This window comes from Herbiconiux daphne, from assembly GCF_024979295.1.
GTDB classification, from domain to species: Bacteria; Actinomycetota; Actinomycetes; order Actinomycetales; family Microbacteriaceae; genus Herbiconiux; species Herbiconiux daphnes.
In genome coordinates this window covers 457,008-472,186 of sequence record NZ_JANLCJ010000004.1, presented here as the reverse complement: position 1 = coordinate 472,186, position 15,179 = coordinate 457,008, and the positions used below count along the sequence as shown (strand labels likewise).

Sequence of the window (15,179 nt, the reverse complement as noted above, 5' to 3'; positions counted from 1 at the left end):
GCCCTCGCGAAGGGCACTTTGGCGCAACTCGACGAGTCAGGCCGCCGCGAACACGTTGAGGCGGCCGCCGTCGACGTCGAGCACCGTGCCGTGCACGAACGACGCGGCGTCGCTCGCGAGGAACACCGCCGCCGCGCCGACCTCCTCGGCCAGGCCGGCGCGACCCGAGGGGCTCGTGAGCATGAGCGATTCCGAGGGCAGGTCGGCATCCGCGGCCGATCCGAGCGGCCGGATGACGCCGGGCGAGAGCGAATTGACGCGCACGCCCTGCGGTCCCAATTCGGCCGACCAGGCGCGCGTCAGCGCCTCGACCGCAGCCTTCGACGAACTGTAGAGCGGGCTCGATGCCACGCCCACCCGCGCCACCCACGAGCCCAGGTTGATGACCACGCCATCGCCCGACGCCACGAGCGCCGGCGCGAGAGCCTGCACGAGATAGAACGGAGCGCTCACGTTGACGTCGTAGATCTGCCGGAACAGGTCGTCGCCGGCGCTCGCCGTGGAGTGGCGGGGATACACTCCCGCATTGTTCACCAGGATGTCGAGGCGGCCGCCGAGAACCGCCAGCGCCTCCTCGGCCAGGGCTCGGCTCGCCGTCGCCGAGCCGTCGAGGTCGGCGCGCACGAAGTCGGCGCGGCCTCCGGCACGCCGGATGGCGGCGGCGGTCGCCTCCCCGCGTTCGGCGTCGCGCCCCGAGATCACGACGTGCGCCCCGGCCGACGCCAGGGCTTCGGCGATCGCGCGCCCGATGTTGTTGGTCGATCCGGTCACGAGGGCCGTCTTGCCGCTGAGCTGCTGATTCATGGCGTCGACCGTACGTCGCCATTTCTGGACTCACAAGTCCAGAAATGCGCTACCATCGACCCCATGACCCTGACCGCCAAAGGCCGCGCCACCCGCGATCGCATCGTCGACGGCGCCGCCACCTTCCTGCGCGAGAACGAGCTCGGCGACATCACCCTCGACGACGTGCGCGCGGTCACGAACACGAGCAAGAGCCAGCTCTTCCACTACTTCCCCGGCGGAAAAGAAGACCTGCTGCTGGCGGTCATGCACCACGAGGCCGACCGCGTGCTCAGCGATCAGCAGCCCTACCTCGGCACCCTCGACGACTGGCCCGCCTGGAACCGCTGGCGCGACGCCGTCATCGCCCGCTACCGCGCCCAGGGCGCGCATTGCCCCCTCAACTCGCTGATCGGACAGGTCGGCACCACCCCCGGAGCCGACGAAGTGGTGCGCGCCCTGCTGTCGCAGTGGCAGGGGCTGGTGGCAACCGGCATCCGTTCGATGCAGGATGCCGGGCTGATGCGCACCGACCTCCCCGCCGAACGCCTCGCCGGGGCTCTCGTGGCCGGCATCCAGGGCGGCGTCGTCATCATGTGGTCGACCGGCACCACCGACCATCTCGAGGCCGTGCTCGACGCCCTCTTCGACTACCTGCGTGCCTGAGCGTCGCTCCGCACGACGCACGCAAGCCACCCCGGCACGCAAGCCGCCCCGGGCACGCAAGCCACCCCGGCTCGCGCCGCCGCCCTCAGTACTCGAGCCGTTCTCCCTCGGGGATGACCCGCAGCCAGGTGAACCCGTAGCCGTCGAGCTCGATCGTCGTCCGGCCCGACGCGCTGAGCGAGCTCGTCGCGCCCGTGAGCAGGTCGCTCACGCGGCATCCGGCGTGCGCACGCCCGAGATCGAGCGGCACCGAGACCGGTGACGCCGAGAAGTTGTGCAGCACCACCACGGTGCGGTCGTCCCAGGTCAGTGAGTGCGCGAGCACCGAAGGATGCGATTGCGGCAGCACCGCGAACGCGCCCCAGCCGAACTCGGGCGCGTTGCGGTAGTGCTGCACCAGGCCGCGGATGAACGAGTAGAGCGAATCCGGGTCCCTCCGCTGCGACTCGACGTTCACGTGCGCGGGGCCATACCCTCCCGGCACCACGGCGTTTCGCAGTCGCGACGGGCGGGCCGCTGAGAATCCGCCGGTCGGCTCGGAGTTCCACTGCATCGGCGACCGCACCGCCATGCGCCCTGGAGCCTCGGGGTTCTCGCCCATGCCGATCTCTTCGCCATAGAACAGCACGGGCGTGCCGGGCAGCGAGAACAGCAGACTGTAGACCATGCGGATGCGTCGCGGATCACCATCGAGCATCGGCGGCAGCCGACGCACGAGCCCCCGGCCGTAGACCTGCATCGAGGCCTCGGGCCCGAAGGCGGCGAACACCTCCTCGCGCTCGGCATCGCTCAGTTTGTCGAGCGTGAGCTCGTCGTGGTTGCGCACGAAGTTGGCCCACTGCGAGTCGGGCGAGCCGGCCGGTCGCGATTCGAGGGCGGCGATCAGCGGGCCGGCATCCTGCCTCGCCAGTGAGAGATACAGGTTCTGCATGGCGATGAAGTCGAACTGCATCGTGAGCTCGTCGCCCTCCGCGCCGCCGAAGAACAGCTCCTGCTCGTCGCGCGGCAGGTTCACTTCGCCCAGCAGCACGCCCTCGCCGCTCCGCCGGCCGAGGAACGAGCGCAGCGACCGCAGGTAGGCGTGCGGGTCGGGCAGCAGCTTCGCGCCGTCGATGACGCCCGATTCGTCGAGCAGGAAGGGCACGGCATCGACCCTGAACCCCGACAACCCGAGCTGCAGCCAGAAGCCCATCACCTTCGCGATCTCGTCGCGCACGAGCGGGTTGGTGATGTTGAGGTCGGGCTGGTGCTTGTAGAAAACGTGCTGGTAGTACTGACCGGTCTTCTCGTCGAGCTGCCAGTTGCTGGTCTCCTGGTCGGGGAACACCGGTGCACCGTCGTGGGCCGGCGGCGAGTCGCGCCACACGTAATAGTCGCGATACGGGTTCCAGCGGCTCGATCGCGCGGCCTTGAACCACGGATGCCGGTCGCTCGTGTGATTGATCACGAGATCGGCGATCACCCTCATGCCCCGGTCCCGCGCGATGCGGATCACCTCGACCAGATCGCCGAAATGTCCGAGCCGCGGGTCGACGCCGTAGAAGTCGACGATGTCGTAGCCGTCGTCGCGATCGGGCGTGGGGTAGAACGGCATCAGCCAGAGACAGGTCACGCCGAGCTCGGCCAGGTAGTCGAGCCGGTGCGCGAGCCCGGCGAAGTCGCCCACGCCGTCGCCGTTCCAGTCCATGAACGTCTCGACGTCGAGGCAGTAGATGACGGCGCTCTTCCACCACAGGTCGCTCGTGTCGGTGATCTTCATGCCCCCAGTGTGCGCACATCCCGCCCCTTCTCCCTCCCACCTCCCCGCCGAGTTGCGCCGAAGTGCCCCAAAACGCGTCCGCGAAGGGCACTTTGGCGCAACTCGGCAGCGGGGAAGGCCCCGAGCTAGGAATGCAGAGGGCCCTGGAGGGGTTTGGATCTGCATGACTTCTGCAGACACCATCAACGCCTCCGCCGCCGGAACCTTCGCCATCGGCGGCGACCTCGTCGTCAACCGCCTCGGCTTCGGCACCATGCAGCTCACCGGCCGCGGCGTCTGGGGCGAGCCCGCCGACCGCGCGGGCGCCATCGCGGTTCTGCGCCGTGCCGTCGAACTCGGCGTCACCCTCATCGACACCGCGGATGCCTACGGCCCCTTCGTCACCGACGCGCTCATCCACGAGGCGCTGCACCCCTACGCCGACGGCGTCGCCATCGCCACCAAGGTCGGCTTCACCCGCCAGGGGCCGAACCAGTGGATCCCCGTCGGCCGCCCCGAATACCTCCGCCAGCAGACCGAGCTGAACCTCCGCCACCTCGGCGTCGACCGCATCGACCTGCTGCAGCTGCACCGCATCGACCCCAAGGTTCCGCTCGAAGACCAGATCGGCGAGCTCGCGGCCCTGCAGGCCGAGGGCAAGGTGCGGCACATCGGGCTCAGCGAGGTGACGGTGGCGGATGTCGCGGCCGCGCGTCAGATCGCCCCCATCGTGTCGGTGCAGAACCTGTTCAACCTCTCCGACCGCAGCGCCTCCGAATTGCTCGACTACTCCGAGGCCGAGGGCATCGCGTTCATCCCGTGGTTCCCGCTCGCCACCGGCGAGCTGTCGGCTGCGGGAACGCCGCTCGCCGAGCTCGCCGCGTCGCACGACGCCACGCCGAGTCAGCTCGCGCTCGCCTGGCTGCTGCACCGCTCGCCGGTGACGCTGCCTATCCCGGGCACATCCTCGGTCGCGCACCTCGAAGAGAACGTGGCCGCCGCCGCGATCACCCTCTCCGACGACGAGTACGCCGCCCTCGACGCCCTGAGCTGACCCCGCCCCCGCCCCCGGGCCCTAGTGTCCTCCCCGCTCCCGTCCCTCTCTTTCCGCCGAGTTGCGCTAAAGTGCCCTTCCTGAGCCTGTCTTAGGGCACTTTGGCGCAACTCGGCGAAGGGGAGGGGAGCGCGGGGTGGGCGATACTGGAGGCATGCGACGCGTCGAGGTGAGCCCCCGGCCGAACTGGCGGCAGCGGTGCGACGCCGTGGGGTTCAGCTTCTACGATCTCGAGTCGGAAGACGGGCGCCCCTACTGGAATGAAGAGGCCGCCTACGCCTTCGCGCCGCCCGAGATCGCGCTGCTCGAGACGGCGACCGCCGAGCTCTTCGCCCGCTGCATGGACGCGGTCGAGCACGTCGTGCGGGCCGGCCGGTTCGCCGAATTCGGCATCCCGGAACGCTTCCACGAACTCGTGCGCGCCTCGTGGGACGACGACGACCCCACCGTCTACGGCCGCTTCGACCTCGCCTACGACGACGGCGCCGGGCCGCCCGACCTCTCCGGTCGCCCAGCACGATTCGGCACGGTGCGCTCGCCCGCGGTGAAGTTGCTCGAGTTCAACGCCGACACCCCCACCTCGCTCGTCGAGACCGCCGCCGCCCAGTGGCAGTGGCTCGAAGAGCAGACCGCCGCCGGAGTGCTCCCCGCCGGCGCCGACCAGTTCAACGCCGTGCACGAGCTGCTGATCGAGCAGTGGGAGCACATCCGCACCGCCCGGTGGGGCCTCGCACCCGGCGCCCGGCTGCACCTCGCATCGCTGCACGACAACGGCGAGCCCGAGGCCGAACTCATCGTCGAAGACTTCGACACCATCGCCTACATGGCCGAGACCGCGAAGGCGGCGGGCTTCGACCCGAAACTGATCTTCATGGAAGACCTCAGCTTCAGCGTCGACCGCCAGGCGTTTCTCGACGCCGACGACGAAGAGGTGCACCGCATCTTCAAGCTCTACCCCTGGGAGTGGATGCTCGCCGAACAGTTCGGCGGCTTCCTCCCGAACACGCGCGGCCGCACCGCCTGGGTGGAGCCGGCCTGGAAGCTCCTGCTCAGCAACAAGCAGCTGCTCGTTGTGCTCTGGGAACTCTTCCCCGACCACCCCAACCTGCTTCCCGCTTTCGAGGCTCCGGATGCGCTGCGCGGCGGCTCGGCCGGCTACGTCGCGAAACCGAGACTCGGCCGTGAGGGCGCGAACGTTCGGGTCTTCGACGGGACCGACGCACTCGTGGCCTCGAACGAGGGCGGCTACGGTGACGAGGGCTTCGTCTATCAGCAGCGGGCGCGATTCACCCCGATCGCGACGGCGGCCGGGCGGCCGAAGACCGCGGTCATCGGCAGCTGGATCGTGGGCGAAACGCCGGCCGGCATCGACCTGCGCGAGACGGGCGGCCCGATCACCGGCGACCTGGCCGAGTTCGTGCCGCACTACATCGAACCCTGAGCCGCCCGAACCCTGAGCACATTCCCACGCCCGTGGGGCAGGATGGAACCCTCATGGCCTCCCGTTCCTCCTCTCTCGCCCTGTCCGGCATCGCGGCCACCAAACGCGCCGCGCTCCGCCGCCCGGCAGCCGCCCGCGGCGTTGCCGTGGTCTCCATCGCCGGTGCCGTGCTCGCCCTCTCGGGCTGCGCCCCCACCGACGAGGGCATCGTGCTCGAGGGCGCCGACGGCGAGAAGTACGTCGTGCCCGAGAACGCCGAGCGCCCGATGTACGACTCCAAAGAGGCCTGCATCGCCGACGTCACCGAGCAGATCGCGGTGCTCGAGCGGCAGGGCGAAGACATCGTCGACACCCCCGAAGACCTGTGCGAGCCCTCGTCGCGCTACCCGGGCGCGCACTACGCCGGACTGTGGCTCGGCCCGCTCCTGTTCGCCGGATCGCGCTGGAACTCGCCCAACGTCTCCGGCTGGGCCACCGTTCCGAACGGCGGCTTCGCGGCCCCCGGTTCGAAACTGCAGTCGGATGTCGTGACTCCGGCCGCGGCCGGCGCCAAGACCGGTGACCGCGCGCCCCTCAAGGCCGGCTTCGGCTCGTCGGGCAAGTCGGGCTTCGGCTCGTCGGCCGGCGGCTGATCGCGGGAGAACGAGCACGCGCGGCATCCGGCGCCCTGCACCCGGCCCCCGGCACGCCCCAGCGAGCACGCCGCCATGACCGCACGCCGCGGCATCCGGTCACTGCGTCGTGTAGCCCCCGTCGATGACGAGCTCGGCACCGGTCATGAAGCTCGACTCGTCGCTCGCGAGAAAGAGCGCACCGAAGGCGATCTCCTGTGCCGTTCCGAGCCGGCCCAACGGCGTCTGCGCCACCACTCCCGCCGTGATCTGCGCATCCTGAGCCGCGATCAACGGGGTGTCGATGATGCCCGGGTGAATCGAGTTCGCCCGTATGCCGTCGGCCGCATACGACAACGCGAGGTTCTTCGTGAGCAGCCGCACCGCGCCTTTCGAGGCGGTGTAGGCGGCCACTCCCGCGGCTCCCGCGATGCCCCAGATCGACGACGTGTTGATGATCGATCCCCGGCCGGCGGCACGCATCCGCGGCACGACGGTTCGGGCGCCGTAGAAGACGCCGTTGAGATTGACGTTCATCACCCGAGCCCAGTCGTCGAGCGCGATCGAGTCGACGGGTTCGTACGAGCCGACGAGGCCGGCATTGTTGAACAGCACGTCGATGCGGCCGTGCTCGTCGACGATGCCGTTGACCACCGTCTGCCAGGCCTCCAGATCGGTGACGTCGAGTTCGACGAATGTCACCGCCGGCGACTCGAAGGGCTCGTCGACCGACAGGTCGGCCGCGTAGACGGTGGCGCCCTCGGCGGCGAAGAGTTCCGCGGTCGCGCGCCCGATGCCCCGGCCCGCGCCCGTCACCAGGGCGATCTTGTTCTGCAGTCTCATCGCTGTCTCCGCCGGACGTTCGCGCTACTCGAAGGTGTCGGCGTCGCTCGGCACGAAGTGCGGCTCGCCGCCCGGCGGGTAGGCGGTGTAGCCCACCTCGTCCTTCGGCATGTAGCTGATCGCGAAGGCGAGCGCGCGGAATCCCTCGCCCTCCTTCGCCCGGATGCTGTGGATCTGGTTGCGGGGAATGCGCACGAGGTTGCCGGGGCCGACATCCTGCTCCTCGTCTTCGATGCGCATCACCGCGGTGCCACGCAGCAGGTAATAGAACTCGTCGGTGTTGTGCGAGTGCGGCTCGAGGGCCGTGCCCGCCGCGAGCTCGAACTCGTCGATGAACTCGAGGTAGCCGCCCTCGGTCTCGTCGCGCAGCTCCTCTTTATGAAAGAAGAACCACGATCGGCAGGTGCCCCCGTGCTCGAGCATCGTGGGGACGTTGGTGTCTTTGACAATCACGTTGTAACCTCTCCCTGAACAGCGCTGTTCACTTACGATTAACACTACAGTGTGGTTGTACACGATTCACAAGGGAGTGACAAGACATGACCGCAAGACTCGAGGGCAAGACCGCCATCGTCACCGGCGCCGGCAGCGGCATGGGCGAGGCCATCTCGCGCCTGTTCGCCCGCGAAGGCGCGGCCGTGGCGCTCGTCGACATGTCGGATTCGGGCGAACGGGTGGCCCAGGAGATCCGGGATGCCGGCGGCACCGCCCAGTTCTGGACCATGAACGTCACCGACGAGAGCCGCATCGAGCAGGTGTTCGCCGAGGTGGTCGAGCGGTTCGGCGCCCTCAACATCCTCATCAACAACGCGGGCATCGCCGGCCCCGTCGAACCCACCGACAAGGTCGACTTCGCCGATTGGGAGAAGGTCTTCAAGGTCAACGCGGGCGGCCCGTTCCTGTGCACCAAGCACGCCATCCCGCACATGCGCAACACCCCGGGGCAGAAGAGCATCGTCAACATGTCGTCGATCTACGCCATCATCGGCAACGCCGACGTTCCCGTCTACCACGCCACCAAGGCCGCCGTGCGCACCATGACGAAGACGGATGCGATCACGTATGCCGCCGAGGGAATACGCTTCAACGCCATCCTGCCCGGCACCATCCTGACGCCCATGAACATCGAGAAGGCGCGCCAGACCCCCGGCTACATCGAGCAGATGAAATCGGAGCATCCACTCGGCACCATCGGCGAGCCCGACGACGTCGCCTACGCGATGCTGTTCCTCGCTTCTGACGAGTCGAAGTTCACCACGGGCAGCGAGCTGGTCATCGACGGCGGCTACACGGCGCAATAGCAGGCATGTCGGCGCCTGCTGAGATGATCGAGGCATGACCGAAACGGATGCCGCGGCACACCCCGAGCCAGAGTTCGACCCCCACGGCGGCACGTGCGCGTGGGCCAACGGCAGTCTCGCCATGCGCCGCTACCACGACGCCGAGTGGGGCGTGCCGTCGCACGACGACCGGCATCTGTTCGAGATGCTCGTGCTCGAGGGCGCGCAGGCCGGGCTGTCGTGGTCGACCATCCTGGGTCGCCGCGCCGGGTACGAACGGGCGTTCGCGGGCTACGACGTCGTGGCGGTGTCGCAGTTCGACGACGAGCAGCTCGAGGCCTTGATGAGCGATGGCGGAATCATCCGGAACCGCCTGAAGATCTTCGGCACGCGCAAGAACGCTCTCGCCTTTCTGCGGGTGCAGGAGGAGTTCGGCAGCTTCGCCGCCTACCTCTGGGGGTGGGTCGACGACGAGCAGATCGTGAACCATCCGCGCGGCCTCGGCGACCTGCAGGCCACCACACCGCTCTCGGACCGCCTGAGCAAAGACCTGAAGAAGCGCGGTTTCACGTTCGTGGGGTCGACCATCGTCTACGCCTACCTCGAGGCCGTTGGCGTGGTCGACGACCACGTCGACACCTGCCCGCGTAAGGGCGCGGGAAGCCAGATAAAGTGAGGGAAGCTCGTGTATGGTTAGCGCATGAGATTCTCCACGATCATCCTGACCAGCACGATCGTGTTGCTGGCATCGATGGGGCCGGCGGCTGGCGCCCACGCGGCCGTCGCCCATAACGAAGTCGCCGAAACGTGTCCGCCGACGGAATCGATCCCGCCAGGTGTCGAGAGGATCTCCGGCGCTGACCGGTTCGAGGTGTCTGCTCGCACGTCTGCGAGAAGCTTCCCGGGCGGCGCGGCGGTGGTCTTCCTCGCCACTGGGTCGGGCTTCGCCGATGCACTCAGCGGTTCGGCAGCGGCCGGGCACCTGCATGGCCCAGTGCTCCTCGTGACGAAAGATTCCGTTCCCGCCTCGGTGCGTGCCGAGATCGTGCGTCTCGCGCCCAGGGATATCGTGATCCTCGGTGGAACCGCCTCGATCTCATCCGAGGTCGAGCGCTCGGTGTCGGGCCTCGCCACCGGGTCGGTCAAGCGCATCTCGGGCGATGACCGCTACGACGTGTCGGCGCGTCTGGCGTCGCAGATGTTCGGCACCGACGTCGACACTGTCTACGTGGCGTCAGGAGAAGTCTTCTCCGATGCACTGTCGGCGGCGGCGGCGGCCGGTGACGCGTTCGCACCGGTACTCCTGGTTCAGAAGAATGGAGTACCGCCGGAGATCGCCCGCTATCTGGCCGCTCGGGGCGACGTCGAGCACATCATCATCGTCGGAGGGCCGTCGACTGTCAGCGACGCGACCGCTTTGACGCTGGCTGCAAATGCGCCGACCCAAAGGGTTCCGGGTCCCGATCGCTATGCCGTCTCGGCCGCGACGTCGGCGAATCAGTTCTGTGCCGAACGATCGATGGTGTTCGTTGCGTCAGGCGAGGTGTTCCCCGATGCGTTGTCGGGTTCTGCGGCTGCGATCGCGTTCGGCAGTCCCGTGTTACTGGTTTCGAAGAATGGCATCTCGTTGCAGGTGGAACAGGAGTTGCGACGTCTCGATCCACAGCGGATCATCGTGCTAGGCGGCCAGGACACGATCTCGAAGTCGTTGGAAGACAAGCTGGCGAACTACTTACGCCCGTAGTCCATGAACTGAGCGGGAACGAGCGCGCCCCCGGTCGCGGGTTAGGCTCGAAGCATGGTCGACTCTTCCTCCTTCTCCGTTCCGCAAGCGCGCAAGATCGTCACCGAACTGCCCGGGCCGAAGTCGAGGGAGCTGCACGAGCGCCGCCGCAAGACCGTGTCGCGAGGTGCCGGAACGCTCGCCGACATCTACATGGATCACGGGTCGGGCGCCATCCTCGTCGACGTCGACGGCAACCAGATCATCGATCTCGGGTGCGGCATCGGCGTCACGACCATCGGCCACGCGCATCCGGCTGTCGCGGCTGCCGCTGCCGAGCAGGCGTCGAAGCTGACCCACACGCTCTTCACGGTCACGCCCTACGAGAACTACCTGCGGGTGGCCGAGAAGCTCGCCGAGATCACCCCGGGCGACTTCGAGAAGCGTTCGATCCTCGTCAACTCGGGCGCCGAGGCGGTCGAGAACGCCGTCAAGATCGCCCGCAAGTACACCGGCCGCCGCGTGATCGCGACGCTCGACCACGCGTTCCACGGCCGCACCAACCTCACCATGGCCATGACCTACCGCCCCTGGCCCGAGCGCGCCGGCATGGGGCCGATGCCGGGCGACATCTACAGCGTGCCGATCAGCTACCCCTTCCGCGACCCCGACGGCATGACCGGCGACGAGGCGGCCGAGCGCACCATCGACTACATCAACACGCACATCGGGGCGACCGAGCTGGCGGCGCTGTTCGTCGAGCCGATCCAGGGCGACGGCGGCATCGTCATCCCCGCTCCCGGCTTCTTCAAACGCCTGAGCGAGTTCTGCACCGAGAACGGCATCGTGTTCGTGGCCGACGAGATCCAGGCCGGCATCGCCCGCTCGGGGGCGTGGTATTCGATCGAGCACCACGGCGTCGTGCCCGACCTCGTCACGAGCGCCAAGGGCATCGCGGGCGGCTTCCCGCTCGCGGCGGTCACCGGTCGCGCCGAGATCATGGATGCCGTGCAACCCGGCGGCATCGGCGGCACCTTCGGCGGCAACCCGGTGTCGACGGCCGCGGCTCTCGCCGTTTTCGACGTGATCGAGTCGGAGGGCCTCATCGCCGAGGCGCAGCGCGTCGAGCGTGCGTTCTTCGCCCGCATCGGCGACTGGGCCTCGCGCTTCAGCGTGGTCGGCGAGGTGCGCGGCAAGGGCGCCATGTTCGGCGTCGAGCTCGTGCACCCCGGCACCAAGAAGCCCAACCCCGAGGCGCTCACCGCCGTGATCAAGCACGCCACCTCGAACGGCGTGATCGTGCTGGATGCCGGCAGCTGGGACAGCGTGCTGCGATTCCTGCCCAGCGTCGTCATCTCTGAGGAACTCATCGACGACGCCGCCACCGTGATCGAGCAGAAGCTGGCCGAGCTCTCCGCCTGACGGCGGCTCGCCGCGGCACCCCGCGGTCACCCCGCGGTCACGCCGCTGCCGCGCTGCGGACAACAGCAAACCTCGGCGCAACCGGGCCGTATGCGGCCGAGGTTCGCTCGAGGTTTGCTGTTGTCCGCGGGTACGGTCAGCGCGCCGGCGCCGGCGTCGCCCCGCCCGCGGCGAGCCAGGCCTCGAGGGTCGTGCCCGCGGCATCCGGTGCCGACTCGGGCACGAGCGACGTGTCGTCGACGTGGGCGCCGAAGTACGTCGCGGCGGGGTCGGCCACCACCGTGCGCTCGTCGCCGCGCGCCTGAAGCACGCGGGCCACAATCCGGTCGAACGGCGCGCGCTCGGGCCCGGCGATCTCGACGATGCCGTTCACCGGCGCGCCCACGGCGGCGCGGGTCACGGCGGCGGCGACGTCATCGGCCGCCACCGGCTGGAACGCCACCGGCGGCAGCGTCACGGTCGTGCCGCTCGTCGCGGTGTCGGCGATGGCGCCGATGAACTCGAAGAACTGCGTGGCGTGCACGATGGTGAACGGCTGCCCCGACTCGCGGATCAGCGTCTCCTGCGCCGCTTTGGCCTGAAAGTAGCCGCCGTCGGAGGGCCGCTCCACGCCCACGATCGAGAGCGCGACGTGGTGCCCGACGCCGGCGCGCCGCTCGGCCGCCAGCTGGTTGGCGGTCGAGGTCGTGAAGAAGTGCATCACGTCGGCGGGCGCGAACGAGGGGGAGTTGGTCACGTCGACCACGACCTCGGCCCCCGTGAGAGCCTCGTCGAGCCCCTCGCCCGCCAGGGTGTTCACCCCGGTGTTGGGCGACGCGGCGGTCGCGGTGTGCCCGAGGGCGGTCAATCGCTTGATGACGTTCTTGCCGATGAGTCCGGTGCCCCCGACGACGACGATGTTCATGATGCTGCCTTTCTGCGACGCGACTCTCGCGCCCGTCATCAACTACGACCGGGCAGCCGTCTCGAATGTGACAAGGTCTGAGTTAGCGATAACTCGCCGTCTACAATCTTGAGTCGCCCGCGCTCACCTCGCTCGGAATTCCCCGATGTAACTGTGCGTTCAGAAATGACCCCTGATCAGGTAAACAACTCACATACGGAATTTGCATTAGCTAAGAATTCGGCCTCGATTCAAGAAAAGGCCTTGTCAACCGCGACTGATAGTGCGCTAACATAGCGATCACGAACCAACAACGAAGGAGTTGACGTGACTGAGCCGTACACCGTCGTGGCCCTCTCGCCACTGCAGATCCCGGTCGTCGAGCCGGAGGATGCGCTCAAGAACACGAAGCGCATCATCGGCTTCATGAAGACCGCGGTCGGAGTGGCCGCTACCGAAGGCCACCCGGTCAAGCTCGTGGTCATCCCCGAGATGGCCATCCAGGGCATGCACATGGCATTCAATGCCGGAAGCCGCGAGGCGGAGAAGAAGTTCGCCCGCACGATCCCGGGCCCCGAGACCGACGAACTCGGCAAAGCGGCACGGGAACTGAACACCTACATCGCCGGCGAGCTCTACCTCGTGGCCGACGATGACTTCCCCGACCGCTACTTCAACTGCGCATTCATCATCGACCCGAACGGCGACGTCATCTACCGGCGCGCCAAGGCGACGAGTGACGGATTCGAAGGCGGAACGCTGGGCACCACGAACCCGCACGACCTCTGGGACGAGTGGATCGTGAAGAAGGGCGACGGGAACGTGATGGACGCCATCTACCCGGTCGCCAAGACCCCGGACATCGGCAACATCGGCTACGTGATCTGCCACGAAGGTGCCTACCCCGAGATCGCTCGCGGCCTCGCCATGAACGGCGCCGAGATCATCATCCGGGCCACCTTGATCGAGCCCCAGACCTCGCACGGCATGTGGGAGGTGCAGAACAAGGCGCACGCCCTGTTCAACAACGCGATCGTCGTGGCGCCGAACCTCGGCCCCGAACTCGGACCGGACGGCGTCATCAACGACCTCTTCGGTGGTCGCTCGATGATCGTCAACCAGCGCGGCAAGATCATCGTCGAGACCCCGGGCGTCACCGCCGGCGACACGTTCGTCAGCACGACCATCGACGTCGACGCCCTCCGTCGCGATCGACAGTCGAACGGTGTCTTCAACGGCTTCAAAGACCTGCGCACGGAGCAGTACGCAGCCATCTACGAGAAGCCGATCTACCCGAAGAACCAGTACCTGGATGCGCCTCCCGGCGAGAACTGGCTGGCCCGCGAGCGCGAGACCCGTGCCCGCAACATCAAACTGCTCGAAGAGCGTGGGGTCTTCACCCCGCTCGACTGAGTCATCCGGCTGCCGGAGCCTCACCAGCTCCGGCAGCCGCGGAACGGCTCGATCTCCGGGCATTCCGCGCCCCTTCAATCACAGGTGAGTGCACAAAGGAGTGTCAAATGCAACGAATCACCAGCACGACGTCTCGCAGAGGTCGAGCCGTCCACCTCATCCGCCGCTCGGCCCTCGCGGGTCTGGTCGCGTCCACCGTTCTCGTAGCGGCAGGGTGCTCCACCGGCGGAGCGTCGAACGCCGATTCCGGCGAGACCTGTGACGAGACGAACACGCATCTCGTGATGAGCTTCCGCGGAATCGACAACGAGTACTACATCGCAGTCGAGGCGGGGGCGAAGGCCTTCGCCGAGTCCGTCGGCGCGGGCGACCGCTACCAGTGGATCGAGAACAAGAACGATTCCGCGAAGCAAGTGGCACAGATCACCCAGATCCTCGCAGAGACGGGCAAATGCACCGCGATCAACGTCGACCCGAACGAGAACGCCATCGTTCCGGCGATCCTCAACGCCGCCAAGAAGGTAGGCGCCAAGGTCGTCGTGCAATGGACCCTTCCGCCGGGCGACGTCACGCCCGAATCCTACGGCTCGACCTTCACCTCCTTCATGGCGGAGAACGCAGAAACCCAGGGCTACGGCATCGCGAAGGCGCTGTTCGACTCGATGGGCGGCAAGGGCAACGTCGTCGCGATCCAGGGTCTGCTGGACAACACCGCCCAGCAGGGCCGGCAGGCCGGCCTCGAGCGAGCCCTCGAGGAGTACCCCGACATCACGTTGCTCGACGCTCAACCGGCCGACTGGGATCGCACTCTCGCCCAGAACCTGATGCAGTCGTACCTGACCAAGTACGGTGACCAGATCAACGGCGTCTGGGCAGCGAACGACTCGCTGGGGCTCGGAGCACTGGCAGCGCTGAGGGCGCAGGGCCGCACCGACGTGGGAGTCGTCGGCATCGACGGCCTGGAAGAGTCGCTCAACGAGATCGCCAAGGGCACCGGCAAGGGTGGCTACATCGCGACGAACATGTCCAAGGGATCCATCCAGGGCGGTATCGGACTCGACATCGCCTACCAGGCCGTGACGGGAGCCATCGATCCCGACAAGGAGCCCTCGCTGAACAGGGCCTTCTATCTCGAGACCGAGATCATCACCAAGGACAACGCCGAAACGGCGCTCAGCGCTCCGCTCGTGGCCGACATGGACTTCGACGACCCGTTCGCCGTCGCGTTCGAGCCCGTCTTCGACGACAAGTAGTCCCTCGCGGTCGGCCGTGGGGTCACGCCTGCGAATCGCGGGCGTCCACGGCCGACCGCCCATCCGTTC

At 67.8% G+C, this 15,179-nt stretch carries 15 protein-coding genes; 10 read left to right on the top strand and 5 right to left on the bottom strand.

Features of this window, described 5'->3' with window-relative positions; all coding sequences use genetic code 11:
* Positions 1-36: 36 nt before the first annotated feature.
* On the bottom strand, positions 37-804 hold the full coding sequence (locus N1032_RS13430; RefSeq protein ID WP_259539609.1) for an SDR family NAD(P)-dependent oxidoreductase: 768 nt from the start codon (positions 802-804) through the stop codon (positions 37-39).
* Positions 805-867: 63 nt separating this feature from the next.
* Here N1032_RS13430 and N1032_RS13425 point away from each other — a divergent pair, with 63 nt between their 5' ends.
* Positions 868-1,449 (top strand): TetR/AcrR family transcriptional regulator, encoded by a 582-nt coding sequence (locus N1032_RS13425; RefSeq protein ID WP_259539608.1) that lies wholly within the window; start codon positions 868-870, stop codon positions 1,447-1,449.
* An 85-nt stretch (positions 1,450-1,534) separates the two neighbouring features.
* Here N1032_RS13425 and N1032_RS13420 read toward each other — a convergent pair whose 3' ends face one another.
* A complete protein-coding gene (locus N1032_RS13420) occupies positions 1,535-3,208 on the bottom strand; it encodes an alpha-amylase family protein (protein WP_259539607.1) in 1,674 nt (557 codons plus the stop codon).
* Between the two features lie 163 nt (positions 3,209-3,371).
* Here N1032_RS13420 and N1032_RS13415 point away from each other — a divergent pair, with 163 nt between their 5' ends.
* The 3 genes from N1032_RS13415 to N1032_RS13405 all read left to right on the top strand — a co-directional run bounded on the left by N1032_RS13415 (position 3,372) and on the right by N1032_RS13405 (position 6,314).
* Positions 3,372-4,241: an aldo/keto reductase gene (locus tag N1032_RS13415; protein ID WP_259539606.1), complete on the top strand. Its 870-nt coding sequence runs from the start codon at positions 3,372-3,374 to the stop codon at positions 4,239-4,241.
* 136 nt (positions 4,242-4,377) lie between these two features.
* A complete protein-coding gene (locus N1032_RS13410) occupies positions 4,378-5,682 on the top strand; it encodes a glutathionylspermidine synthase family protein (protein ID WP_259539605.1) in 1,305 nt (434 codons plus the stop codon).
* 53 nt (positions 5,683-5,735) lie between these two features.
* Entirely contained in the window at positions 5,736-6,314 is a 579-nt protein-coding gene (locus N1032_RS13405; protein ID WP_259539604.1) for a hypothetical protein, read from the top strand.
* Between the two features lie 99 nt (positions 6,315-6,413).
* Here the strand turns inward: N1032_RS13405 and N1032_RS13400 are convergent, their stop codons facing one another.
* Both N1032_RS13400 and N1032_RS13395 read right to left on the bottom strand, forming a co-directional pair.
* Positions 6,414-7,136, bottom strand: a complete 723-nt coding sequence (locus N1032_RS13400; RefSeq protein ID WP_259539603.1) for an SDR family NAD(P)-dependent oxidoreductase — start codon at positions 7,134-7,136, stop codon at positions 6,414-6,416.
* 24 nt (positions 7,137-7,160) lie between these two features.
* Positions 7,161-7,589, bottom strand: a complete 429-nt coding sequence (locus N1032_RS13395; protein ID WP_259539602.1) for a cupin domain-containing protein — start codon at positions 7,587-7,589, stop codon at positions 7,161-7,163.
* Between the two features lie 86 nt (positions 7,590-7,675).
* On the opposite strand from N1032_RS13395, the gene N1032_RS13390 reads away from it, so the two are divergent.
* Genes N1032_RS13390 through N1032_RS13375 form a run of 4 tightly spaced genes read left to right on the top strand, consistent with a single transcriptional unit; the run spans position 7,676 to position 11,561 of the window.
* Complete coding sequence (locus N1032_RS13390; RefSeq protein WP_259539600.1) at positions 7,676-8,437, top strand: SDR family NAD(P)-dependent oxidoreductase; 762 nt, start codon at positions 7,676-7,678, stop codon at positions 8,435-8,437.
* Between the two features lie 34 nt (positions 8,438-8,471).
* Positions 8,472-9,092: a DNA-3-methyladenine glycosylase I gene (locus N1032_RS13385; protein WP_259539599.1), complete on the top strand. Its 621-nt coding sequence runs from the start codon at positions 8,472-8,474 to the stop codon at positions 9,090-9,092.
* A 24-nt stretch (positions 9,093-9,116) separates the two neighbouring features.
* Entirely contained in the window at positions 9,117-10,160 is a 1,044-nt protein-coding gene (locus N1032_RS13380; RefSeq protein ID WP_259539598.1) for a cell wall-binding repeat-containing protein, read from the top strand.
* Between the two features lie 54 nt (positions 10,161-10,214).
* The gene (locus tag N1032_RS13375) at positions 10,215-11,561 is read left to right on the top strand and encodes an aminotransferase class III-fold pyridoxal phosphate-dependent enzyme (RefSeq protein WP_259539597.1); all 1,347 of its coding nucleotides are present in this window, start codon (positions 10,215-10,217) and stop codon (positions 11,559-11,561) included.
* Between the two features lie 136 nt (positions 11,562-11,697).
* On the opposite strand, the gene N1032_RS13370 is transcribed toward N1032_RS13375, so the two are convergent.
* The gene (locus N1032_RS13370) at positions 11,698-12,465 is read right to left on the bottom strand and encodes an SDR family oxidoreductase (RefSeq protein WP_259539596.1); all 768 of its coding nucleotides are present in this window, start codon (positions 12,463-12,465) and stop codon (positions 11,698-11,700) included.
* Between the two features lie 306 nt (positions 12,466-12,771).
* Here N1032_RS13370 and N1032_RS13365 point away from each other — a divergent pair, with 306 nt between their 5' ends.
* Both N1032_RS13365 and N1032_RS13360 read left to right on the top strand, forming a co-directional pair.
* Positions 12,772-13,857: a nitrilase-related carbon-nitrogen hydrolase gene (locus N1032_RS13365; RefSeq protein WP_259539595.1), complete on the top strand. Its 1,086-nt coding sequence runs from the start codon at positions 12,772-12,774 to the stop codon at positions 13,855-13,857.
* 107 nt (positions 13,858-13,964) lie between these two features.
* A complete protein-coding gene (locus N1032_RS13360) occupies positions 13,965-15,110 on the top strand; it encodes a sugar ABC transporter substrate-binding protein (RefSeq protein WP_259539594.1) in 1,146 nt (381 codons plus the stop codon).
* Positions 15,111-15,179 lie beyond the last annotated feature (69 nt).

Bases quoted from the DNA above. Each gene is read 5' to 3' on its own strand.
- N1032_RS13370 (WP_259539596.1), bottom strand. From the start codon at position 12,465: ATGAACATCGTCGTCGTCGGGGGCACCGGACTCATCGGCAAGAACGTC.
- N1032_RS13420 (WP_259539607.1), bottom strand. From the start codon at position 3,208: ATGAAGATCACCGACACGAGCGACCTGTGGTGGAAGAGCGCCGTCATC.
- N1032_RS13375 (WP_259539597.1), top strand. From the start codon at position 10,215: ATGGTCGACTCTTCCTCCTTCTCCGTTCCGCAAGCGCGCAAGATCGTC.
- N1032_RS13385 (WP_259539599.1), top strand. From the start codon at position 8,472: ATGACCGAAACGGATGCCGCGGCACACCCCGAGCCAGAGTTCGACCCC.
- N1032_RS13405 (WP_259539604.1), top strand. From the start codon at position 5,736: ATGGCCTCCCGTTCCTCCTCTCTCGCCCTGTCCGGCATCGCGGCCACC.
- N1032_RS13380 (WP_259539598.1), top strand. From the start codon at position 9,117: ATGAGATTCTCCACGATCATCCTGACCAGCACGATCGTGTTGCTGGCA.
- N1032_RS13425 (WP_259539608.1), top strand. From the start codon at position 868: ATGACCCTGACCGCCAAAGGCCGCGCCACCCGCGATCGCATCGTCGAC.
- N1032_RS13415 (WP_259539606.1), top strand. From the start codon at position 3,372: ATGACTTCTGCAGACACCATCAACGCCTCCGCCGCCGGAACCTTCGCC.
- N1032_RS13430 (WP_259539609.1), bottom strand. From the start codon at position 804: ATGAATCAGCAGCTCAGCGGCAAGACGGCCCTCGTGACCGGATCGACC.
- N1032_RS13400 (WP_259539603.1), bottom strand. From the start codon at position 7,136: ATGAGACTGCAGAACAAGATCGCCCTGGTGACGGGCGCGGGCCGGGGC.
- N1032_RS13390 (WP_259539600.1), top strand. From the start codon at position 7,676: ATGACCGCAAGACTCGAGGGCAAGACCGCCATCGTCACCGGCGCCGGC.
- N1032_RS13360 (WP_259539594.1), top strand. From the start codon at position 13,965: ATGCAACGAATCACCAGCACGACGTCTCGCAGAGGTCGAGCCGTCCAC.